This window comes from Microbulbifer maximicatervae (SeqCode), from assembly GCF_052468155.1.
Window position 1 is genome coordinate 5,062,737 of record NZ_CP174335.1, and the last position, 22,598, is coordinate 5,085,334.

Genomic DNA, 22,598 nt, shown 5'->3' on the forward strand with positions numbered 1-22,598 from the left:
GGGGAAAATATGCGTATTGCCGCTTGTATTATCGCTGGACTGGCACTGCTCACCGGCTGTGAGAAAAACCAGGGAGTTGCTCCGGAGCGAATGGCGGATGCCATCTTTGCCGTTATCGAGGCAGACAGGGCCAACTACACCAACAAGGTTGTAAACCGCCTGCAGAACGAGGAAAAAATCCTTGACGCTGATGAGCATTGGCAAGATAAGAAATTGCTACCACTCCCCGCGCAGATGATGCGTATGGGAGCTGAGCGTGTTGCCGAAAATGAGTCTGGCTTTAACTATGCCCTGCTCTCCCTGTGGCCAATCAACAAGCAAAACAAACCGCGCACTGAGATGGAAAAAGAGGGCTTGCAGTACGTAATCGACAACCCAGGGAAAAACTTTTACGGCCGCGAAAAACTAGGTGATACCGAGTACTTCACTGCAGTATATGCGGATGTAGGTGTTTCACCTGCTTGTGTGAGCTGTCACAACGATCACGTAGACAGCCCGCGCACTGACTTTGAGCTGGGCCACACTATGGGTGGTGTTGTTATCCGAATCCCACTCTGATCAGTTAGTTAGTAGATAGCTGCGTCCGACTTTCGAGTCGGGCAACTCTCTCACAAAATATTGCCGACGAATATTAGTCGGTGAGAACTAAGTTTAGAATAATTTAAAAGAGTGGCGGCCGAATTCGTTTCGACCGCTCCCTCTTTTAAGCTGACTGGCTCTACTCCCGCTACTACCTCGCTGAAATCATTCAGACCAGTGGTTACCCGCTGTGGGCCTATTTCCGGGTCAGTCCAGTCTCCATTACGGCCCGCTTTTTCTTGGGCTTCGCTCCGCAAAGCACACCTAGGCACTACTATATTAATGTCAAAGTCCCGCAGAGCAAACCGACCAAGGTGATTGCAATACTGGGAAAACCTGCTAAAAGGTCAGCGCAGAGGATCAATAAGCCCCTGCAATCCCTCTACTTTTATCTCCAAGGCTAATGCCATTAACTGTCCTAGACGCCCCTCTGGAAACCCCTTTTTTGCGAACCAAAGCAGGTACTCCTCAGGCAAATCTATTAAAACCCGGCCCGAGTATTTTCCAAATGGCATTTTGAGTCGAGCCAGTTCTACCAAGTCTTGTTTTTCGAACACCTTAACAACCACCTAAATATCGACAAAAAAAGGGAATGAAACTCCCAATTTGGATTTGTTGCCAGTGCATGCGGACTCTACACTGGCTCCGAAATAGTCGGCCTGCGCCGATTCTTTATACCTCAACCTTCCAGTAACAGAGGTGTCTATGCGTATCAAAGCTATCAAATATCTCAGCTTGGCCGCAGTATTGACTGCAAGCCTTGGAGGTACGGGCTGCGCCAATATGAGTGATACCGACCGCCGAATCGGCACCGGTGTCGGTATAGGCGCAGTAACAGGTGCCTTGATCAGTGGCGGGCGCCCCGGTGGCACTGCCGCAGGTGCGGTTATTGGTGCCGGTGCAGGCTACCTTTATGATAGGGAGAGAAAACGTAGAGACTACTATCGCTACCGAGGCCGTTACTATCGTTACTAAATCAATTTACGGGGCCAGCATAAAGGAAAGACACAGGTGAAGACATAAGTCACACCTGTGTCACTAGAATCGATATAATATTGGTGGAAATTTAAATAACCTTGTTCCAACACGTTTGCTTGTTAACATGCTCTCTAATCGATGCTAGAAGATCACTATGAAGTTGCGCCACTCTAGATTTACTAAGCTTCATTGCTTTAGCTATATCCGAATAACTCTTGTCCTCAATATACCTCATCCTAATTAGATTCTGGTTAATTGTTGGTAGTTTTTCTATGTAATCCAATATTTGCTGAAAGAATGCTTGTCCCTCCAATGAATCATAAGGGAAATCCGATAATGAGGTTTCGCCATTGAGCCAACTTGACTCTAAAAGGTAGGAGTAGCCAAAGTCTAAAGTCGCACCTACAATTGAGTCAAACAGACTGTCGCTGCTTCTTGTGGAAAAATCGATGTTAAATTCCATCATATTTTCTCCTGAGAAGTAGCTATGTAAGCTTGCTCTTTCGGAGTAGGAGCTTACACCATTCATAACGCTGCCTTTTATTCTGAAAGAAGCATACGTTTTAAAAAATACTTTTTTCTTCCTATCATATTTGCTTATCGCATCCAATAGGCCCAGCTCAGCTAGCTGTAGTAGATCTTGTAAATCTACCCCCAGATGTTGACACTTCCTATAAATCAAGCCTGCAATAGTATGGCTATAACTTCGATAATATTCGAATAAATAATTTCGTGCAGACATTAACCCTGATGTTTCTAGAGAAACCCACTTCTCTGTAAGATCTTCTTCCATACTTTTAATGAAAATTTAAATTCTAAGAAAAACTTCCAAGCAGCGAATACGCCAATAGAGACCATCCATCGATCAACACAAAAACAAGCACTTTAATGGGCAATGATACTGTAGTTGGTGGCAACATGATCATTCCCATAGACATTAAAACGCTTGCTACAATTAAATCTATCATTAAAAATGGCAGAAAAATCATAAACCCTATTAAAAATGCAGATTGTAATTCGCTAATTAGAAATGCAGGGACAAGTGTGAAGAGCCCTACTTCATCAATACTCTCTGGCACACTCTTACCAGACATCTCATATACAAGAGATATATCCTTCTCGCGAGTTTGTTCGACCATGAATTCTTTTAGTGGCGGCTGTGCACCTACTAATGCCGCCTCAAAACTAAGATCTTTATTAAGGTATGGCTGTATCGCATCCTCATTAACTTTCTCAAAAACCGGAGTCATTACGAATATGGTCAGCAAAAATGCAAAACTAATTAATACACTATTAGGGGGAGTACTAGGCATAGCCAATGCCTGGCGAAGCATAGACAAAACTATAACTATCCGGGTGAAAGCCGTCATTAGCATCAGCAATGCAGGCGCAACACTTAACAGTGTAAGAGTTAGTAAAATTTGAAAAGGTGCTGACAAACCAACTCCAGTGGAATTCTCATCAGCTAGGGAAAGTTGCTCAGCAGCAATATTTGGAAGTAATGATTGAGAGTAACCATTTAATGGAAAATTAAAAATAAATACTAAAAAAGCAACAACAAATAAAGTATTTTTATTTTTAAGCTTTAGAGACATTAGATATACTCAATCCACCAGGGCCACAAACAAGCAAGATATTTTCATCATCAACTTCAAGCAAATAAACAGTTAAAGTTTGAGACAAAGGCAACTTTTCTTTAAGAGAAACCCTAGAACTAACACCCTGCGACGATTTTTTTTGCTTAGCACGTATAAAAAAAACAACAATCACGAAAACCACAAGTACCACTAACCAGTACAGCCCTAAATCACCACCCCAAATAAAGTACTCCTCTTTAAAACCAATCTGAGCAGACGCAAGATAACTTCTCATGGCATCAAAAACCTAAAATCACATAAAACATGAATCAATGAATAATTCCAGAATAGAAAAACACAAAGCAGAAAAAAATACCTGCATCACTAAATTTAACATGTCGACGCTAATATTTTTACGAAATCGAAAATTTCTCCTCAACTTCTACACCGTAAAACCCATCCACTACAACAAGCCTACCTTTTGCAAAAATTTCCTCTCCAACTTTCAAGCATACATTTTGGTTAGAAGGAGTGTCTAATTCTAAAACACTACCAACAGTCAACGACATTAACCTATCAAGGGCGATGATTGTACTACCTAATTCAACCTTTACCTCTAGAGTGATTCCCTTAAAGAAGCGGGGACTTATTGTTTCAAATATTTTCTCTCCAGAGAATTCTTTAACTTCTGGCAACTCAACGATCTCAACAGTTCTATCAGTCATAATATTCCTTAAATAATTAATTAGAGGCAAGGCGCACAGCGCTATTGGTTTTTTTCGAGCACATCTCACCTACAATGTCAATCTCATCGTTCTCAGATTTAAGAGTTATTTTACTTTCTATTTTTTTATCAAGTAGTACGATATCTCCGACCTCAATCTCCAATAGGTCTTCAATGGACAATTTCAAGTTTGACACATTTGCAATAAACTTGACTGATTGATCTTTTAAAATCGAATCCATTGAGCAAATCGAAATGTCATCTGAGATAGAGCTATGATCAATATCCAGCAAAGAAAATACAATTTCTTGACCCAAATAAATTTTAGTATAAAGTTCTTCAGATATTTGTATCTCTACGACACACCATCCACTGCCATAGCAAAAAACACTCTCCTTCAAGCAGGAAGGCTCACTATCTAAGGTTACATTAGGAAACTGGCAAGCTAAATCTGAAAACAACTTATTAAGAATCTCTATACATATATTGTGCTCAGTATCTTTCAATGAAACTTGTCTACCTAATAATGCACCAACAATCTGGCTTGATTGTAACTCCCATGCTTCAATATGTAAGCAGCCACCAAAATATTTCCTAGTTTTTATCGCCTTCGTATCAAGACTTAGATTAGATAAGTTTTTGACGGTTGGCTTAATATCTTCTTTTTTGAACCAACGTAGCCCCCACTCTTTACACTTATCTATAATGAAATTTTCTACTCGCTGAATCTGTTTCGGTGAATAAGTATAGAAATAGTTAGCTCGCATTTAGCCACCTTTTGCACTATTATATAGCTCTTCAATCATCTGATTAGATATGGTTAGAACTTGTGAGCAGGCTTGATAACCTCTCTGTATAATAACAATTTCTGAAAACTCATCAGTAACATCAACATTTGAGCGCTCCAAAGATTGAGCCTTTATATACCCGACCATTTTCTCATCTGCAGATGCTATGGCGCTAGGATCTGAATCACTATAAAAATGACTGTTATTAATACTGCTCAATACACTCTTATCTACAAACAATGCAAGTCCAAGCGAGTAAGGTTTTTTAATATCTCCATTTGTATAGGTGAGTATTATAGAACCAGAGCTATCGAAGCTAATATCCTGCAAAGTTCCAAAACTTCTACCGTCTATAGATTGTAACTGTAAAGCATTTGTTTGGGATGGGAAACTAGTGAGACCTGTGAATTCCCCGGCTTTGCCAGCAGAAAACACAATATTTTGTGTTTTACCATTATCCAATTCAAGTGCCACATTTATTGTATTAAATCCAGAGACCGGAGATCCGGCAGCGGTGAATTTTAATGTGTCCGATCCTACAATTTCACCGGATTCGTTCGTTACCTCAGCCAACCAATCATCGGTCGACTGCTTTGTATAGGTTATAGATAATTTCTGATTTCGCCCCGAAAAATCTACAACATCTACTGATATTGGACTTTCATCTTCTGATGGAAATTCTATGTCATCTGCCGACAACGAACTTAAATTACCTGTCAGGCTAACTTCTGATGTTGGCTCATATGAAGAAAACTGCATATCAGAGATATCTATATTTACTAACTCGCCACTATCAGTAATGCTTAGTACCTCTCCACCTGTATTTGAGTCCACAAGCACTCCGGAGTCAAATACAAACTGACCCGCTCTAGTATAAGATGTTCCAGTCTCGCTCCTAACAATAAAAAACCCCTCTCCCTCTATGGCCAGATCAGTATTCTCTCCAGTTGAGTAAATATCTCCATTAGAGAATGAAACCCTCTCATTGGAGAGGTGTACTCCATTCCCACCATTGTCATTAACTTCCTGAAAGAATGTCTCCTTTTTCTTAAACCCTACGGAGTTCATATTTGCAACGTTATGGCTTAAATCATCCAATTTTTTTGTAAATGCACTAAATCCAGAAAGACTATTTGATACAACATTAGAAAGACTCATAAAACTATTCCTTTACAATACGGATATCATTAAGGGATAAATCAGGTATCAAGATTCCGTCGGAGGTTGATAATGAAATATAGGGTACCCCCTGTTCGAATCGAATAGATTCAACATTTCCAATAGTAGTTCCATTTTCACCATTTACTTCTACTAACTTTCCAAGCAAACTTAAAGATTGACTTACTGCATTAACTTCTAGCAATTCAGTAATTCCGGCCTCTGTTGCACGCGCCAACTCTAGGTTAGAAAATTCCGCTAGCTGCGTCAGAAACTCTCTATTATCAACCGGATCGAGCGGGTCTTGGTAATTTAGCTGGGTGATAAATATCTCCATGAATTCATCAAGTTCTACAGAGGCCTGTTGATCTGCCCCCTGAGATTCCATTACTCGCCCTACAGATTCAATTGCCATAAGTCATCGCCTATTTTTAGTAATATATGAACCATTAATTAAATACTTATCTACTCTAATGCCGTACTTGTCTAGAATTTTATCAACAACTTCAAGTAGCTCGTTAAGATCTGCAAAATAATTACGAAGCCTTAGTTCAACAAAATCACCTTTAAAACAAAAATTTAACAGGCTTTTCTCTGGCAAAACCCTTAACAATTGCTGCGTGACAGCTTTTTCAACTCTACTTTGGGGTTTTGTAATAATATCTTTTAACTTACCATCTAAGAATTGTAATTCATTGATTCTATCCCTAGATGGTAAAACGGTAGACTCTGAAAGTTTATCTAACGTGTTACTTTTCTTTTGGATTGAATGACTGGAGACCAAACACTGTTCTAGTGTAAAGATCGATTTTTGGTACTCATTCTCTTGGACTGCACTATTCAGAAAACTATTTTTTGGTTCAGAATTGGAAGCACTACCTACCTCCCTAGGCACCTTGTCCAGTTGCCGGCTTGGATCTGATGCAGAAATAACAGCCTTTTCCCATTCAACTAGCCTAGACGTTTCTGCTGAAAAGCCTTGGGTTGAAGAATCTCTAGTTACACTTACGTTATAGTCGGGAAAGTCTTTAGACAGGTGCATGCTATTTTTCCTGTATGTAAGAAAGAGACGAAATATTATTTAAATAATTAATAGATTCAGCCTCCTCTTTAAGTTTTAAAGCTATTTTTTTTCCCTTGCATATAAAGCCAAGTTCATCAAGAGCTATACTTTTATCAAAAATATCATTTTTAAGTGATTTTAGTTTTCTCTCTTTATCCACCAGTTCTTCATTATTCACCTTGATGCGTTTTCCAAGTATAGAAATGTATCCATGAAGAACTCCTATCTCGTGTGGGCTAGCGCCTCTACTTTCCAACAAAGCTAAATATTGGACTTCAAGTTCAGCTAAAGACGCTGTGTCAACCTGGATTTTATTAGAGAGACTGTGAATTTTTTGCTTAATTTCTTTTTTGGTTCTACTCAGTTCAAAAATCTTATATTCAATCATCTTAGCGTAAACACTTAGTGATTGAACTTCTTCCCTTAAATATTTTATATTTTTAAGCACTTGCAATACTCTACTGAGATCAAGCCTAAAGGGATAGCTCTAGAATTAATTTCTCGAACTCTTTTAGAATTACATCCCGATAATTTCTCTCTCCGGAATATAAAAGTTGATCAACTTTAGAGCTTACCACAATTGATTTATCCAAGTCCGGCTCATCACCCTTTTTATAAGCTCCTATTTTTATCATAGTTTTAGCCTCATCAAACAAGGAAAGACTATTCTTTATTTTTCTAATTACATTAAGCTCTTCTTTGGTGGCCAAAACAGTAAGTAAACGACTTACACTATTTAGCAGGTCTATGGCTGGGTACTTGCCTTGTGCGGCAATTTCTCTATTCAATATGAAGTGACCGTCTAAGATTCCACGCATATAGTCAGCTATTGGATCACTCATATCATCCCCTTCCACAAGAACCGTGTAATAAGCAGTTATCGATCCACGCTCTTTAAAATTTCCAGCCCTCTCAATAAGATCGGGAAGCATTGAATAGCAGGATGGCGTATATCCCTTAAATGATGGCGGCTCTCCTCGAGATAGACCAATTTCTCTTTGCGCCATGGCTAGACGTGTTATTGAGTCCATAGTTAGCAGAACATTATTCCCTTGCTTGCAGTAAAATTCTGCAATTTTTGAAGCAGTAATTGCTGCATAAACTCTTACCAGTGGCGATTGATCAGGTGTTGCAACAACAATAATTGACTTTGAAAGTCCTTCACTTCCGAGAACGTCTTCAACAAACTCTGTAACTTCCCTACCTCGCTCCCCTATTAGGGCTATAACATTAATCTCAAAATTATCCCCTTTTAGTAAAGCTCCCAGTAATGTAGTTTTCCCAACTCCGCTGCCTGAAAATATACCTATTCTCTGTCCAAATCCTACTGTCAACAGGGAGTCAATTACTGGTACTTGCGTATGCACAATCTCAGAGGTTTTCTCTCTAGAAAATGGGTTTACCGGAGTAGCAAAGTTAGCAATATTTATTGCCGAGCCTCTAACCTCCCCTCGGCCATCCAAAGGAGAACCGAAAGGATCTATCACACGCCCTATGAGATGCTCACCACAATTAACCGTGCTTACCCTATCTCCCTTTTCTATTTTATCCCCAGCTCTAAGTCCTACAATTGAACCTAGAGGCATCAACAATAATCTATCATCTTCGAAACCAATGACTTCTGCTTGAACTTTCTCACCTCCAGTAGCTTTGCTGACTAAGCAAATATCCCCAACACAAGAATCCAATCCCACAGCAGAAAATGTGCTCCCATGGAAGCCAACAATTTTTCCGTATTTTGATATTGTTAATGACGATTGAATAGATTGTATCAGGAGATCTGTGCAAATCATCAGTAGCTCAACTCATTATTTATAGCTTCGGATATTAGTTTATTAATCTCCGACATCTGTATCCCTAAGCCAATGTCCCATAAGCCTTGATCATGTTCTACCTGAATCCCCCCTACTGGGAGGCTATTTTTCATCATGAGCTTTACTTGGCTTCCAGCAATCTCCCGTACAAGATCCAAATTCTCCGACAATCTTAGATAATCTGCTTCATGAAGATAAATTCTCACCTCGTTTGAGGCTCTAAGGTTATCTAAAGCTGAATTAATGACAGCTATAATTCCTTCGTTTTTGCAATATTCTCTTCCTAAAATTTTACAGCACGATTCAAAGGCTAGAAGTACGAACAGCTTGTCCACATCTGAATGAATTTCAGTCGATAATTTCTTAATAAAGTCAATTTCTTCTTCAACCTTTTGACCGTACTTCTTTTCTAACGCAAGCTTTTTCTGCGTTTACTTCTAGTTGTGCCTTCTGATACCCGTCTCTATACCCTGAGGACTGTTGCAAAGCTACATTTTTATCACAGTACGACAAGATTCCTTGCGTCTCTATTCTTATTGTAGTCAGCTGAGACTCCAACTCCTGAATTTTTGCTTCTTTTCTAGAGATATCTGAAGTTAACTCGCCTATTTCTGTTTCCAGGATTTCAATTTTTTTTGTAAAATCAGGATAATTTTCAGTGGTTCTTTCTGTAACAGAATACTCCTCAATCTCCAGTGTGTTACTCACATCCGTAGTTGGCCTATATACGCCTGATACTGATATTGCAGATCCACGCATTACCTTAGGCATTAGTGGTCCCCTTTAATTCCTGGCGAACGAGCTCTTCCAAAACCACCTTTAGGTGACTAGAAAGTTCATCATCGACAATTGCAATATCGTTACCATTACCGACAATAATTTTCGAAACACAAGCAGGGAGTCTATTATCAAAATATTTTTTTTTAGAAAAATGCGTATTGGTTGATTTCATAACTTCATCAACCAATCCTTGCATTTCTTTATAACTGATATTCTTAATATTATCGCCATCAACAGTCTTCAAACTCCTGGCAAATAACTTTCTCTCCTCCATGCTTAACTTAAACTGAATCCATAGCTTATCAAAATTGGAGAGTGATAAATATTTAAGTAAAAGTATCTTTCCTCCACTACATAACATTTTTTCTTCCCTCTTTAATATCACCAACCAGAAACAATCTGATGTCTTCTAACAGCGCTTCCCTTTCAGGCTTTGATATTCTATTTTTCCTATAATTTAAAAACCAAACAGAAAAAACTATTACAATCAGCAAAATATACAACCAGTACTGCTGTAATAATCTCAATATTTCTTCCTGAGACAGTTTGAAGTAAGCTTTGTCTGTAACATCAGGCTGTTTAAGCTTGACTTGATTGCGCAAATGTACATTGTTAACCTGTGTTATCTCTGTATGCAGTGGAGCCACAATCTCGACCGGTATAATTTTCTCAACTGAAACTCTGTCTCCACGTTTCAAGTCCAGTCCAGCGCTATTTATAATTAGATTTTCTAGCTTACCTACTATTGAGTCCTCAATATCCTTAGATAGAATTACTGAAATGCTAATTTTTTGTATCGCCCCAGGTACTTCTTTGGTTTTTACCAGCTCGGTTGTATATTGATAACTATTTTCAATACTTTCTGAAAGAATAGAATCGTCCTGTCCATCCAGGGACCCTATTGTTGAAGGCGTAGCTTTCTTTTCTCTGAACTTTCTATCCGATTTACTGTTAATTAACAAACCTGCTTCAGAATCCGATAACGGAACGACTCCATTCTTTGTGCTTTCTCTTTTTGTATTGTCAAGCGTAACATCAACTACAATTTCAAATTTATTAGGTTTCATGATTCCAGAAAACAATCTAGAAATCTTTTCGTGATAGTGGCGCTCCACTTCCAGTTTCAGATCCATGTATTGCGATCCCCCAAACATCCCATCATCCTGACCCGATAAGAGGCGCCCCATTACATCCATAATGGTTACATTTTCTGAGTTTAAATTGGGAACTGCGGAAGACAATAGAAACTGTATTCCTATAATTTCTTTAGCTTCTAGTGTATTTCCATCTTTTAAGTCAAGTATTACTGAAGCTTTCGCATCTTCGCTATTTTTACGAAAAGCCTTATATTCAGGTATTACAAGGTGTACTCTAGCACTACGAACGATTGCCAGTGTCTTAATTGATTTCTCTAACTCACCCTGGAGAGCTCTTTGATAAAAAACCCGTTGGGAGAAATTAGTAAGGCCGTAGGTCGAACTGTCAAAAATTTCAAACCCTATATTTTGCTGTCCTAACGCTCCACTTCCAGCAACAATCATCCTTGACTTGGATAGATCATTTTGATCAACATAGATTGAACCAGTACCTCGCTCTATATCAAAAGCAATATTCTCCCTAGCTAACTCATCAGCCACCCTGACAAGTTCGTCATTTGTGAGGTCGTATGCTAAAGCGGGTTTTCCTTTATTAAAAAGAAAAATTAAGATTAAGGCAATCAACACAGAAACAACAATGAAAAATAAAATAATTCTCATCTGGTTGCTTTTAAAATCAAAAGGCATGAGATGAATCCCTTATATCTGCATTTTCATTACTTCTTGATACCCTTCAAGAAGTTTATTTCTTACTTGGGCAACCAAGTCAAAATTTAGCTTTGCTTTACTTATACTTGCAATAACTTCATGTACGTTATCTAAGTTTCCCGCAGCTAGATCAAGAGACAACTCTTCTGCCTTACGATATTTGTCATCAGCAGTTCGCACAATAGCGCTCATAACATCAATAAAACTTTCCTTATTGTCATCGTTATTATTTATTTTTTGTGGACCTAAATATCCCAAATAGGATATTGAATCAATTTCGTTTACGCTCATTATCGTTTACCCATATCTATAGACAGCTGTATAAGTTTCTTCGAAGCTTCCAAAGCTTGAATATTGGCCTGATATGAGCGGATAGAAGTCATAAGTTCAACCATCTCTTCTGCAATATCTACATTTGCCCGATAAATATAGCCATCAGCGTCTGCAAATGGATGAGAGGGCGAGTAAACCTTGCCAGCTTCCAAATTCTTCTCGATAACTGATATATTTTCTACACCTTTTGTTATACTTTCTGGAGAGGAATAGGCTACAACATCTATCGCTTTGTAGGCTTCGGATTTATTCTTTGCAACGACATTTGCATTAGCTATGTTACTCGCTACTGAGTCGATTTTTTGTCTGTGGTAATTTAGACCACTTAAATTAATTGAAAAGCTATCTAAACTCATCAGCGCCCCTCTCTAACTGCTGCTTTTAGTATTTCTGACAATTTTGATTTCGCGGTGATTAATGACTCAAATAAAAGAGTATTCTCAGCCAATCTTGTCATCTGTCGCTCTAAAGTTACAACCTCTAGTGAGCTTATTTCACTTCTTGGCTCCCAATTAGTCGCCAACCACTCAAGTTCATCGGTACTTTGATTTTCAATGAGCTCTGCTAGTTCACGATAAAGTACTCCTTTGGATGTAGTTTTTCCTACATAACCGACTGTATCAATATTTGCTATATCATTTCCGATTAACTTATTCTCCATGACTGTTCTATTTATAGACTTTGTCAAGATCTCTGAAGTTACACTTCCTATTAGATCTGCCATATTATTTACCTTTATTGAATCTCAAGTTTTGCATGCAGTGCACCAGCTGCTTTTATGCCTTGCAATATAGCAATCATATCCCTCGTACTAACGTTAATTTGTTTCAGTGCTCTAACTAAATCATTAACGGTACTACCTCGAGGTAATGAAACTGCCGACAATCCCTGTTCTCGAACTTGTAAGTTTGTTTTTGGAGCAACTACTGTGGATATGGGCGAAGAATTATCACCATTAAAAGAGGTATTTTTTGTTGATAAAGCCAGTATATTCGGTTGTGAAACCGTATATTCTGTAGCGATACTTAATTCCAAGTTACCATGCGATATTGATACTGCTTCTATAGTTACAAAACCGCCAGATACAACAGTTCCTGTTCTTTCATTTATAATAATTTTTGCCGTAATATCTGGATTAATTGATATATTCTCTATCTTCGACAAAAGTTCAACTAGATTACTGTTATCGGGTACTGAAACATCTATTTTTCCGGCATGGCGAGTTACGGTATGTAAACTTGGAAAATTTAATTGTATCGCTTTCGTAACTCTATCTGCTGTGGTGAAATCAGGCTGTGATAAAACTACACTTAAGTACCCATCTTTAACTAATCTAGTGGTAACTTCCCTCTCAACGGTAGCCCCGTTTGCGATAATACCTACCGTTGGATGATTCTTTTGAACGACATTACCGTTTAATCCATACGAGTATCCACCCACTGAAATTGGCCCTTGAGCCAGTGCATAAATTTCGCCATTCGCTCCAGTAAGAGGTGTCATTAAAAGTGTTCCACCAATTAAGCTCCGTGAATCACCTATAGATGATATATTGACATCTATCGTATCGCCCGGCTGATTAAATGGAGGTAGCGTTGCGGTCACTATAACCGCAGCAACATTTCGACTGCTGATATCGTCCTCATTAACAGATATTCCAAATCTAGCTAAAGTATTTGTTATTGACTGTATTGTAGAACTGGACCTCCTTGTATCTCCTGTACCTGCTAAGCCAGCTATCAATCCATAACCAACCAACGCATTTTCTCGAACCCCCTCTATTCGAGCAATTTCTTTAAGCCTGACAGAGGCAAACAAGGGTTGTGATAGTAAAGCTATAAATATAAATAATAACGTTCTTGGATATATATACTTATATCTGAACATAGCTAAAAATCTCTAAAATTCTTACTTACTTTTCTCATATAGGGCATTATCAAACTGATGATTTGCTTGATATTTATCCTCTGCACTACCTAAAAGGGACCCAGAAGAACAACAGAAAATACGGGTAAATTTTTGCCAAACAGTGATAGCCTGTGGGTCCTCACCAGAGTAAATTATTCTAGCTCTACTAATTCTATTTGAACTGACCGTATTATCTGCATCTATATATAAAGGGCTAACAATGCCGGATATTGATATATATTGGTCCTCTCCATTAACCACGAGGTGCTGTCTTCCTTCAATAACTAAGTTACCGGTAGGCAGGATTTCTACAATTTCTGCAGTAATAACCGCTTGAAGTAAACCGTCTTTATTACTACTTGATCCTTTATGGGCTCCATAGCCTAAAGCAACATCTGCTTCAGCATCAAATACTTTATTCTTAATTTTGAAGTTATAACCACTATTAATGGCACCAAATAATCCTGCATCTGCACTCGTGCTGTTTGCTTCGCTAGAAGCTGCAAGGGAAGACTCCACAACAACCACTGTCACGGTGTCTCCAATATTTACACTTCTATAATCGGACATCAAAGGTTCAAATGTAACCTCATTAAACAGTGATTCGCTGTTTGCAAAATCAGCTATTAACGCTAAGTAAGTCACACACAAAATTGATATTTTCTTCAAAAACTTCATGTCTCTTCCATAATTATTACAGTTTTATTATTTTCAACCTTTCCTTCTAAGTAACTTTGCCCATAATCAACTTTAATTGATACATATTCACCCAGGTTTGCATCAGACATAGCCGTTCCGGTAGTGAATACCTTGACTTGGTTGACAATTGAAATTACTCGAACTGTGTCGCCGGATTCTATGTCCGGTATGGATTCAAAATTATCCTTCACAAGCACTTGACCAATGCCGATATTTCTTTGCAAACGTGTATCCGCGGGAACTTCTTTTATAGTTACGCCCTTAACTTTTGTGACATCTACCAGACTATTTTTTACTCTAATACTTGAAGAGTGAGTTCCCTGCTCTATATTTTCTGCTGCTGTTAATACATCTCGGTAATCTTCTACTTCAACCCAAACTGTCGTGATACTTGGCTGCTTAAGATGTCCTAAAGAAGAAATTGTTATTGCTTCTATCTTTCGTAATTCGCCCTTGACTGATCTACTCAGGTGGTACTTGTCAAAGGAATTACAAACATTTAAATTTTCAGCTCTTTGTAAGATCTTTACAGAAAATTCTTTTGATTCTAAGAGCTCTTTTTTATAAACACTCTTTATTTTTTCCTGTAGTTCTTTTTCGTTAAAAACAGTCATTTGGCATTTAACTTTAATTACGTCAGGACCCAATATCGAAAATGAATGTTCGGGATATTGTTGTACAAGGAGCTCGGAAATATCACTCTTTCTTAACCAAAAGCCACTAATTGACTGATTTAGTTTCAGATACTGTGGAATAAATAGCACTTGATTCTTAAGCAAACTCGTGTTGGTCTTCCCTAAATCTTCTAAAGCTATACCATTTTTTCCAAGTACGGCAGACGGATACAACCTTAAGTATTTCTGTTCACTGTGCGCAGAGTGCACAAATAAAAGAACTATAAAAATAGGTATGTAAACTGTCCAAGCTCTCACTTTTTACACTCTCAATGAATTGTTTATTTTCATGATTTCATCAGCTGCTCGTATAATTTGTGAGCCTCCTTCATATGCACGTTGGGCCATAGTTAGGCTCAGCATTTCCTCAACTAAATCTACATTTGACTTTTCTATAGCATTCTGCCGAACTACACCCAATCCATCCTCTCCTGGAGATGAATAATATGCATTTCCTGACTTATCTGTTGATACGTATAGACCTCCGGTAATTGCATCTAAATCTTGTTCAGCTGAAAAACCAGCCAAGGTGATCTGTCCAATGTAGTCGGTTGAGGAATCAGAATAGGTAACTGTCACTTCACCAGAGATATCAATAGAAATATCAGATGCATCGAGCGGGACTTGAATTCTATCAGCTAGGCGATAGCCATCTGAGGTTGTTATATACCCATGTTCATCTAGTTGGAATTGTCCATTTCTGGTATATGCAAAAGTTCCATTCGGAAGCTCTACCTCATAGAACCCCTTACCCGATATAGCGATGTCCAGATTGCTTTGGGATGGCTGGATATTGCCAGGTTCATAAGAGGTAATAACTCTATCTGCCACTGATCCCATGCCTTTCGAACGTAGGGTGTTTGACTGTAGACTTGCTGTTTGCTGCACTAAAGTTTCGAAACTAACACTTTGGCGCTTATACGCCGGTGTATTCAAATTCGCCATATTATTAGAGATGACATCAATTTGAGATGCTTCCGCTCTCATTCCTGTTGCCGCAATATATAGAGCATCTATCATGTGCTTCTCCCAGGTTTTTCTTACTGACTACACTTTTCCTATTTTAGATATAGCTTCATCCATGATCGTGCTATAGCTCTGTATCACTTGGTACCCTCCCTCATAATGTCTAACTAACTCCATTAATTTAACCATTTCTTGTAATTGATCTACATTTGATGTTTCTAGGAATCCTTGCCGAACATGAATTTGGTCAGTGGATGCCATTAACGAACTTTTATACATTCCGGGTTTACCCTCTACTAAGCTATTTAAAGGTGCGTTGAACATAGAAAGTTGCTCCACGAACTCTTTTTCTCCTTGGTAGATATTACCGGTCTCATCGATATCAAACTCACCTGGCTCCAACGCAATATCACCTTGTAAGCCTTGAAGGCGAGCTCCACTCAAAAGGGTTAAATATCCCTGGTTATCGATACTTAGCTCCCCTTTTCTCGTCAACCAGTAATCGGTTCCATCGTTTACTAAAAAAAAACCACTACCTTCGATTGCCAAATGTAAATTTCTTCCGGTACTTTTCAATACTCCTTGTGAGAAATCACTCTCTCTGATCGTAGTAGTCAAATCTTGGTTGACTGCTTGAGCCCTATCCTCGCTCATGGCAACTGAGGTTACTGCAAATCCTTTTTTGTAAGCATTCGTGCTAACATTGGCTAGGTTTTGACTAACATTACTCAATTGATTTATGTCACCGTGTAGGCTCGCTAATATTTGTGAGATACCATCAATTTTCATGCTATTTTATCCTTTGCCGAGAAGCCATTGCCTTTTAAACTAACTATTTCTTGAGATCTAACATTTGTATTGCTGGGAATTTCATTTAAAGAAATAACGACTAAATGCGGAAGGTATCTCTCCGTTAGCTTCTTTATATGCATTCGTAAATTTCCTGTGCACAGTAGTACAGGCTTATTCCCACCCTTTATCATTTGCTCTACTGATTTTGATATATTCTTTATGAATTTCTCTACTATGGCTGGATCAAGCCTTATGCTAGCTGGTGTTTCATCATAATTAATTGATTCAAACAATTTCCGCTCTAGACTCGGATCTATCGTTATAACTTCCAAGGTATTATCTTTATTTAATAAGGGCTCGCAGATAACTCTTGACAGTTGTTGCCTTATTGATTCGACTAAAGTTGCTGGATCTTTAGTGATTCTCGCTTTATCGACTAGAGATTCTGCAATTAGCTCTATATTTGAAATGGGTATTTTTTCTTTTACTAGTAATTTCAAAACTTTTTGTACATCACTTAATGAGAGCTGTTCTGGAATCAACTCATCATAAAGAGTTGGTTGTGTCTCCTTTACTCTTCCAAGCAGTAGCTCAGTTTCTTTTCTAGTTAAAAGTTCTTCTGAGTTTCTTTTGATAATTTCACTGAAATGAGTAAATAACACAGTAACTGGATCAACTACAGTTAGCCCTTGCTGTACGGCTAACTCTTTTTGTGAATTATCTATCCAAACAGCAGGCAATCCATAAGACGGGTCTTTGGTTTCCAGACCTAAAATCGATATTTTACTTCCTGTTGAAATCGCAAGAGTCTTGTCTGGAAAACAACTAGAACTTGCCACCACAGAGTTAAACAATTTTAAATCGTAACTATTTTTTTCCTTATTAATCGAGGTGGACAGCTTCAAGTTAGGTATAACAATACCCATTTCTTCAACAAACTGGCGCCTAAAAGCTTTAACTTTTTCTACAAAAATCGTATCTTTCGAAACAAACTCCCCCAGCTCTTCACCAAATACGATCTCAATAGGTTCTACAGTGATATCATTATAATTGGCAACTTGAACTGCTACATCTGTTGACTCTGCCAGAGGAATTGCTGCTTCTTCTCCCTCACTAGTATCGCTGGATTTCGCTATCAAAATTATGATTGGAATGAAAATACACAACAGTACTGCTACTGGCCAAATTGGAATTCCAGGCAATATTGAAAAGAAAATTAACGCCAGGCTCACTAACACTAAACTTTTTGGGTGCTTACCTAGCTGACTTCCAATTTCTTTTCCTAAGAAAGAATCACTTGAAGCTCTTGTAATAATAATCCCTGTCGCTGTGGATATTATTAGAGCGGGAATTTGGGTGACAATACCATCACCTACAGTCATAAGGGTGTAGGTATGAAGAGCATCTCCCCAGTTCATACCTAGTTGCGCAATTCCAACCGCTAATCCGCCTACAATATCAATGAGAATAATAATGATTCCGGCAATAGCATCACCCTTTACAAATTTACTAGCGCCATCCATAGATCCATAAAAATTCGCTTCTTTTTCTATTTCTTTTCTTCTTTTTTGAGCTTCAGTCTCATCGATCAGTCCCATATTTAGATCAGCATCAATGCTCATTTGCTTGCCAGGCATACTGTCAAGAGTAAATCGTGCCGCAACTTCTGCCACACGTTGAGCACCGCTGGTTACAACTATGAACTGAACGATAATTAGGATAAAGAAAATAACAAGACCTACGATGTAGTTTCCCGCAACCACATAGTCGCCTACTGCTTCAATAACTTGTCCTGCATCAGCATTACTCAGAATTAGCCTTGTCGCTGCTATATTTAACGACAACCTTAAGAGTGTTGCGATAAGAAGAATGGCTGGAAATGTTGAAAATTCAACAGGTTTGTCCATATAAAATGTTAATAGCAAAATAAGAATTGCCATAGACAAGTTGAAAAGGAGTAAGAAATCTAGAACTGCTGAGGGGACTGGCGTAAACAATACAACCAGAATTCCAAAGACCCCCAGCACCAGCGCCAGTTCACTTTTTGAACCAAGCAATCTTTCAAATGAAAATTTCAATCTATTATTTTCCACTATCTTACAACCGACTTGCTTTGCTCTAGCTTGCTAAGCAGTTTTGCAACAGCTAAATATGTGTCTGATGGAATGTAATCATCAATATTGGATTGTTTGTATATACTTCGTGTTAGCGCAGGGCTTTGTATGATTTTTACTCTTTTTGATCGCGCTATATCACGTATCTTTAACGCCAAGTTTCCTCGGCCCTTGGCAACAACTTTTGGCGCCATCATTACTTGGGCATCATATTTTAATGCCACAGAAAAATGTGTTGGATTTGTAATAACTACAGTTGCAGTAGGTACATTATTTAAACCCGACTGCTTATCTCTAAGCTCTTTCTGTAGTTCTTTCCTCTTACGCTTTAGGGTTGGGTCTCCATCTCTTCTCTTGTGTTCTTCTTTTACCTCATGCTTAGTCATTCTCATATCTTTTAGGAACTTTTTCTTCGAAAAAATAAAATCAATTAGTGCAAACAATGCAACGATCGGAGCTGTCATGAAAAATATTTCTACGACAAAATCAATAAAGATATCAGCCGTACTCGCTGGATTTCTACCTAAAAGCCCGACCCAAGACTCCATAGCTCCAGCCACATACCAGGTCAGGAAAGCGATTAAAATGGAAATCTTTAAAACTGACTTAAATAAGTCAAATATACTCTTTATCGAGAAAATTTTTTTAAGCCCTGATATAGGGTTTAGCTTCTTAAAATCTGGCTTTAATGTAGCTGTCGAAAAAATCAGCCCCGTTTGTAGAACATTTCCAAGAATTGCAAAAATTGCTGTAGCAAGCATTATTGGTGCGAGTATTGATACCCAATCACTAATTGAACTTGAGATCCACGCTAATACATTCTGAGTGTTGCTATTTACATCATTTATAGAACCCATCATAGATGATGTATTGTGTAAAACCCTATTGATTAGCTTCTTCCCGAAAGCTAATAACATCATTAGAAAACCTAACAAAGTTATTAAGGATACAACTTCAATACTCTTCGCTGCCTGCCCTTTTTTTCGGGCTTCTTGCAGTTTAAACTGGGATGCTGGCTCCGTTTTTTCTGAACTTTCGTTAGATGACATCAGGCTGCTACCTTTTGCCAGCTATCCGTAATTCCTTGGAAGATTGCATTTATAGGTTCTGGCATGTAGTGTACTGACACTATTAGCAAAATAATTCCTATAAGAATTTTGGCCGGCATTCCAACGAAGTAAGGGTTCATTTGTGGCATTGTTCTTGCGAATATAACGACCACGAGATCAGCCATCATCAGGCCAAATATAACTGGCGCAGCTATTACCGCTCCATACAGGAACATTTTCCCCATAGATACAGCTGAGTTTAAAATTCCAACTTTATCAATACCTGTTCCAATTGGGACGACTATAAATGACTGGTAAATCCCCTTAAGAAGAATATGGTGTGTATCACTAGCAAATAGAATCGCGGTTCCAGCTAGAGCCAACATTGTTCCAACTAATGAATTTTGGGAGCTTGTACTCGCATTAAACTGCGTCGCAGCTCCAACTCCCATCTGAAAGTCAATTAACCTACCGGCTATCAGAAAAGTGGCTGTGGCGGCTGTAATCGCTGCTGAAAATGCAACACCAATAACAATTTCTTTTATCAGCATAAGCGCTAGATTGAAATCGTTAGCTAAGCCAATAGAGGACAAATCCAGGGCACTGGAAATCACTAAAGAAAAAGAAATGGTCAAAAAAAATCGTATACGTAGCGGTATATTAATTATGGCTTGCAGCGGAAAACTAAAAAAAAATGGAGCCAACCTGGCTGCAACAAGCAAAACTACAATAGCAAAATCACTTCCAGCCTTAACTAACATTACATGAACTCAGCTATTTTTCTAAAAATATCCTCCGTGTAGATTACAATTGTTCCGAGCATCCATGCTCCAAAAGCAAATATTACCGCGACTATACTCAACATTTTGGGGACAAAAGTTAATGTCATCTCCTGTATTTGAGTCACAACCTGAAAAATGCTAACTATTAAGCCTACAAATAAAGCAACGCCTAAAATCGGTGAGGATACCATTGCAGCAGTTTTTAGCATTTCCCGAACAAGGTCTAAAGCTACCTCTGGATTCATACTAAAGTCACACGCACAAACCTATACAACTTTATACTTTAACTTAAACTAACTATTTAATTAGGTAGGTTAAACCGCTTTAAGGCATCAGACAACGAACCGCCATCTTTTTTCATATTGGTGTCCAGTAAGTTTCTAACAATTTTCTTTGAAGTCTCTTCATCACCAGCATCGTGAGCCAAAAGAGAGGCTGCAAACTGTCCAGAAAATGAGGCAGGGTTTAATCGATTTGCCAATTTTGTAAATCTTTTGGCTTCCTGCTTATCCCCTTGTAAAACACTAATAATTGCGAGAGTCCCTTGACTCTCCGCAAACTTAGGGTTTAAGTTTTTCACTTCTAAGGCTATTGTCTTTGCCTGTTTCAAATCTTGTTGAAATATGTAGCACCAAGAAAGAGCATTATAAGTACCTAGGTGGCTTGGCATCTCACTAACGGCTTTCTTGAGGTGATAAATTGCTTTATTCAAATCCTGCCGCAACATTGCAGCAAGACCACAACCTAAATGGGCCCTACCACTATCAGGCTTTGTTGAAAGTGCAACCTCAAAGTAACTGTCGGCCTTGCTTAATTTGCCTGTTTCTAACTCTACAACACCTAATGTGACGTTTGCTTCAAGATTATCTGGGCACCTTTCAATCAGCTTCTCTGCTCTCTCCTGTGCTAACTCTGTATTCTCAGAATCTAAGGCGATTGTTATTAACATTGATTCCACTTCAACTGAGAGCTCATCCTCATTCAACAGTGGAAGGACAAGTGCTTCAGCTTCAGAGAATCGTCCAAGAGAGTGTAGAGCTCGCCCTTTTAGTAATTGCGCCCTAGAGGTAAGTCCGCTCATTTCCTCTAAGGTACCTAGAGCTTCATCTGCTTGACCTAACCCCATTTGAGCCCAAGCTACATTGTACCTAACCACATCCTGCGGAATACTCGCACTATACAATTGAGAGAAATTATCAATCGCAGCTAAATACTGATTCAAATACAAACACAACATTCCCTGCTGAAATATAAATTCACTCTCCTCGGGCCAATGCTCTACGGCACTCTCCAATTGGGATTTGGCCTTATCTAACTGACCCGCCCTCATATATAAATCTATAAGGTTAGCGGCTAATTTTTTATTGGCAGAATCAGCTGCAAAGAAGGCTTCATACCTTTCTATTTTATTCAATAAATTTTCCATAAACCTTCAGTGCCAAATCTGTCAGATCAAAAACTTAATTTATTATTTGTAATTTCAGAATTCCGCACTAAGCCACCATCCCTAAAACTTATAATTTCATAATTTTTAATTTATTTAGGCATTTAAAACTTTTACAAATGTACCACTCAAAATTTCCGTGTAAAGTAAAAATAAATATTTTTTTTAAAAGTACCTCCCCCGCCCTCAAAATAGAGCAATGACCGACTATTAAGGTGCAAATAAAGACAGTCCATAATTGCCAACATCCGTCGATTCTTAAATATAATTACCACACAACATACCTTCGGCAGAGGTTTTCAACCCCAGCCTAACACACAAAACAATCCACCCTCTATTCAAGGGCTCTTATTTAATAGCTAAATACCGCGCACCAAACTACGCTTCTTACACACCAGCCATATATTTATCTTGCTCAGCACGCACTCTATAGCAACCCTCCGTCAACTAACAGAACGATTCAACCTCCTTCTTTATAGTCATTAGTACTGCCCATTTGGTAAGCGAGCCCCCTATCCGATCTCGCCTACCAAATTTGGATCGGCCATTTACTTTACTGACTTTCTATCTGTTA

At 38.5% G+C, this 22,598-nt stretch carries 30 protein-coding genes; 2 read left to right on the plus strand and 28 right to left on the minus strand.

What is annotated here, in order from left to right:
- Positions 1–9 precede the first annotated feature (9 nt).
- Positions 10–558 carry a Tll0287-like domain-containing protein gene (locus tag ACJJIY_RS21800; protein WP_282933830.1) on the plus strand — a complete coding sequence of 183 codons (549 nt, stop codon included), beginning with the start codon at positions 10–12 and terminating at the stop codon, positions 556–558.
- Between the two features lie 368 nt (positions 559–926).
- Here the strand turns inward: ACJJIY_RS21800 and ACJJIY_RS21805 are convergent, their stop codons facing one another.
- On the minus strand, positions 927–1,136 hold the full coding sequence (locus ACJJIY_RS21805) for a DUF3820 family protein (protein WP_282933831.1): 210 nt from the start codon (positions 1,134–1,136) through the stop codon (positions 927–929).
- A gap of 148 nt (positions 1,137–1,284) precedes the next feature.
- Here ACJJIY_RS21805 and ACJJIY_RS21810 point away from each other — a divergent pair, with 148 nt between their 5' ends.
- The gene (locus ACJJIY_RS21810) at positions 1,285–1,554 is read left to right on the plus strand and encodes a YMGG-like glycine zipper-containing protein (RefSeq protein ID WP_108734168.1); all 270 of its coding nucleotides are present in this window, start codon (positions 1,285–1,287) and stop codon (positions 1,552–1,554) included.
- A 91-nt stretch (positions 1,555–1,645) separates the two neighbouring features.
- Here ACJJIY_RS21810 and ACJJIY_RS21815 read toward each other — a convergent pair whose 3' ends face one another.
- The 27 genes from ACJJIY_RS21815 to ACJJIY_RS21945 all read right to left on the minus strand — a co-directional run bounded on the left by ACJJIY_RS21815 (position 1,646) and on the right by ACJJIY_RS21945 (position 21,994).
- On the minus strand, positions 1,646–2,350 hold the full coding sequence (locus ACJJIY_RS21815) for a sigma-70 family RNA polymerase sigma factor (protein ID WP_445358821.1): 705 nt from the start codon (positions 2,348–2,350) through the stop codon (positions 1,646–1,648).
- Between the two features lie 22 nt (positions 2,351–2,372).
- Positions 2,373–3,152 (minus strand): flagellar type III secretion system pore protein FliP, encoded by a 780-nt coding sequence (gene fliP / locus ACJJIY_RS21820; protein WP_444896416.1) that lies wholly within the window; start codon positions 3,150–3,152, stop codon positions 2,373–2,375.
- The gene (locus tag ACJJIY_RS21825) at positions 3,136–3,429 is read right to left on the minus strand and encodes a hypothetical protein (RefSeq protein ID WP_444896415.1); all 294 of its coding nucleotides are present in this window, start codon (positions 3,427–3,429) and stop codon (positions 3,136–3,138) included. The genes fliP and ACJJIY_RS21825 overlap by 17 nt, the downstream gene beginning before the upstream one ends.
- A gap of 118 nt (positions 3,430–3,547) precedes the next feature.
- Positions 3,548–3,859 carry a FliM/FliN family flagellar motor switch protein gene (locus tag ACJJIY_RS21830; protein WP_444896414.1) on the minus strand — a complete coding sequence of 104 codons (312 nt, stop codon included), beginning with the start codon at positions 3,857–3,859 and terminating at the stop codon, positions 3,548–3,550.
- 16 nt (positions 3,860–3,875) lie between these two features.
- A complete protein-coding gene (locus tag ACJJIY_RS21835) occupies positions 3,876–4,625 on the minus strand; it encodes a FliM/FliN family flagellar motor C-terminal domain-containing protein (protein ID WP_445358822.1) in 750 nt (249 codons plus the stop codon).
- Entirely contained in the window at positions 4,626–5,804 is a 1,179-nt protein-coding gene (locus ACJJIY_RS21840) for a flagellar hook-basal body complex protein (RefSeq protein ID WP_444896412.1), read from the minus strand.
- 4 nt (positions 5,805–5,808) lie between these two features.
- Positions 5,809–6,219, minus strand: a complete 411-nt coding sequence (locus ACJJIY_RS21845) for a flagellar hook assembly protein FlgD (RefSeq protein ID WP_444896411.1) — start codon at positions 6,217–6,219, stop codon at positions 5,809–5,811.
- Between the two features lie 3 nt (positions 6,220–6,222).
- Positions 6,223–6,846, minus strand: coding sequence for a hypothetical protein (locus ACJJIY_RS21850; protein ID WP_444896410.1), 624 nt, complete (start codon positions 6,844–6,846; stop codon positions 6,223–6,225).
- A gap of 1 nt (position 6,847) precedes the next feature.
- Entirely contained in the window at positions 6,848–7,315 is a 468-nt protein-coding gene (locus ACJJIY_RS21855) for a hypothetical protein (protein WP_445358823.1), read from the minus strand.
- A 25-nt stretch (positions 7,316–7,340) separates the two neighbouring features.
- The gene (locus ACJJIY_RS21860; protein WP_444896408.1) at positions 7,341–8,660 is read right to left on the minus strand and encodes a FliI/YscN family ATPase; all 1,320 of its coding nucleotides are present in this window, start codon (positions 8,658–8,660) and stop codon (positions 7,341–7,343) included.
- Complete coding sequence (locus tag ACJJIY_RS21865) at positions 8,660–9,058, minus strand: FliH/SctL family protein (protein WP_445359682.1); 399 nt, start codon at positions 9,056–9,058, stop codon at positions 8,660–8,662. Before ACJJIY_RS21865 ends, ACJJIY_RS21860 begins: the two co-directional genes overlap by 1 nt.
- Before the next feature lie 7 nt (positions 9,059–9,065).
- Positions 9,066–9,452: a hypothetical protein gene (locus tag ACJJIY_RS21870; protein WP_445358824.1), complete on the minus strand. Its 387-nt coding sequence runs from the start codon at positions 9,450–9,452 to the stop codon at positions 9,066–9,068.
- Positions 9,445–9,822 carry a hypothetical protein gene (locus tag ACJJIY_RS21875; protein ID WP_445358825.1) on the minus strand — a complete coding sequence of 126 codons (378 nt, stop codon included), beginning with the start codon at positions 9,820–9,822 and terminating at the stop codon, positions 9,445–9,447. The genes ACJJIY_RS21870 and ACJJIY_RS21875 overlap by 8 nt, the downstream gene beginning before the upstream one ends.
- A complete protein-coding gene (fliF, locus tag ACJJIY_RS21880; protein ID WP_445358826.1) occupies positions 9,812–11,245 on the minus strand; it encodes a flagellar basal-body MS-ring/collar protein FliF in 1,434 nt (477 codons plus the stop codon). The genes ACJJIY_RS21875 and fliF overlap by 11 nt, the downstream gene beginning before the upstream one ends.
- 12 nt (positions 11,246–11,257) lie before the next feature.
- On the minus strand, positions 11,258–11,557 hold the full coding sequence (gene fliE / locus ACJJIY_RS21885; protein ID WP_444925655.1) for a flagellar hook-basal body complex protein FliE: 300 nt from the start codon (positions 11,555–11,557) through the stop codon (positions 11,258–11,260).
- The gene (gene flgC, locus ACJJIY_RS21890) at positions 11,557–11,955 is read right to left on the minus strand and encodes a flagellar basal body rod protein FlgC (protein WP_444925656.1); all 399 of its coding nucleotides are present in this window, start codon (positions 11,953–11,955) and stop codon (positions 11,557–11,559) included. Before flgC ends, fliE begins: the two co-directional genes overlap by 1 nt.
- Positions 11,955–12,323 carry a hypothetical protein gene (locus ACJJIY_RS21895; protein ID WP_444925657.1) on the minus strand — a complete coding sequence of 123 codons (369 nt, stop codon included), beginning with the start codon at positions 12,321–12,323 and terminating at the stop codon, positions 11,955–11,957. The genes flgC and ACJJIY_RS21895 overlap by 1 nt, the downstream gene beginning before the upstream one ends.
- An 11-nt stretch (positions 12,324–12,334) precedes the next feature.
- Complete coding sequence (locus ACJJIY_RS21900) at positions 12,335–13,483, minus strand: flagellar basal body P-ring protein FlgI (protein ID WP_444925658.1); 1,149 nt, start codon at positions 13,481–13,483, stop codon at positions 12,335–12,337.
- Between the two features lie 21 nt (positions 13,484–13,504).
- Positions 13,505–14,182 (minus strand): flagellar basal body L-ring protein FlgH, encoded by a 678-nt coding sequence (locus ACJJIY_RS21905; RefSeq protein WP_445358827.1) that lies wholly within the window; start codon positions 14,180–14,182, stop codon positions 13,505–13,507.
- Positions 14,179–15,135, minus strand: a complete 957-nt coding sequence (gene flgA / locus ACJJIY_RS21910; RefSeq protein ID WP_445358828.1) for a flagellar basal body P-ring formation chaperone FlgA — start codon at positions 15,133–15,135, stop codon at positions 14,179–14,181. The genes ACJJIY_RS21905 and flgA overlap by 4 nt, the downstream gene beginning before the upstream one ends.
- Positions 15,136–15,138: 3 nt before the next feature.
- On the minus strand, positions 15,139–15,897 hold the full coding sequence (locus ACJJIY_RS21915; protein WP_444896398.1) for a flagellar hook-basal body protein: 759 nt from the start codon (positions 15,895–15,897) through the stop codon (positions 15,139–15,141).
- Positions 15,898–15,924: 27 nt separating this feature from the next.
- On the minus strand, positions 15,925–16,632 hold the full coding sequence (locus ACJJIY_RS21920) for a flagellar hook-basal body complex protein (protein WP_444925662.1): 708 nt from the start codon (positions 16,630–16,632) through the stop codon (positions 15,925–15,927).
- Complete coding sequence (locus tag ACJJIY_RS21925) at positions 16,629–18,713, minus strand: flagellar biosynthesis protein FlhA (RefSeq protein WP_444925663.1); 2,085 nt, start codon at positions 18,711–18,713, stop codon at positions 16,629–16,631. The genes ACJJIY_RS21920 and ACJJIY_RS21925 overlap by 4 nt, the downstream gene beginning before the upstream one ends.
- A 14-nt stretch (positions 18,714–18,727) precedes the next feature.
- Positions 18,728–19,798, minus strand: coding sequence for an EscU/YscU/HrcU family type III secretion system export apparatus switch protein (locus ACJJIY_RS21930; RefSeq protein ID WP_445358829.1), 1,071 nt, complete (start codon positions 19,796–19,798; stop codon positions 18,728–18,730).
- Complete coding sequence (locus tag ACJJIY_RS21935; RefSeq protein ID WP_445358830.1) at positions 19,798–20,559, minus strand: flagellar biosynthetic protein FliR; 762 nt, start codon at positions 20,557–20,559, stop codon at positions 19,798–19,800. Before ACJJIY_RS21935 ends, ACJJIY_RS21930 begins: the two co-directional genes overlap by 1 nt.
- The gene (gene fliQ, locus ACJJIY_RS21940; protein ID WP_444925666.1) at positions 20,559–20,825 is read right to left on the minus strand and encodes a flagellar biosynthesis protein FliQ; all 267 of its coding nucleotides are present in this window, start codon (positions 20,823–20,825) and stop codon (positions 20,559–20,561) included. Before fliQ ends, ACJJIY_RS21935 begins: the two co-directional genes overlap by 1 nt.
- 56 nt (positions 20,826–20,881) lie before the next feature.
- Positions 20,882–21,994: a tetratricopeptide repeat protein gene (locus tag ACJJIY_RS21945; protein WP_445358831.1), complete on the minus strand. Its 1,113-nt coding sequence runs from the start codon at positions 21,992–21,994 to the stop codon at positions 20,882–20,884.
- Between the last annotated feature and the right edge of the window lie 604 nt (positions 21,995–22,598).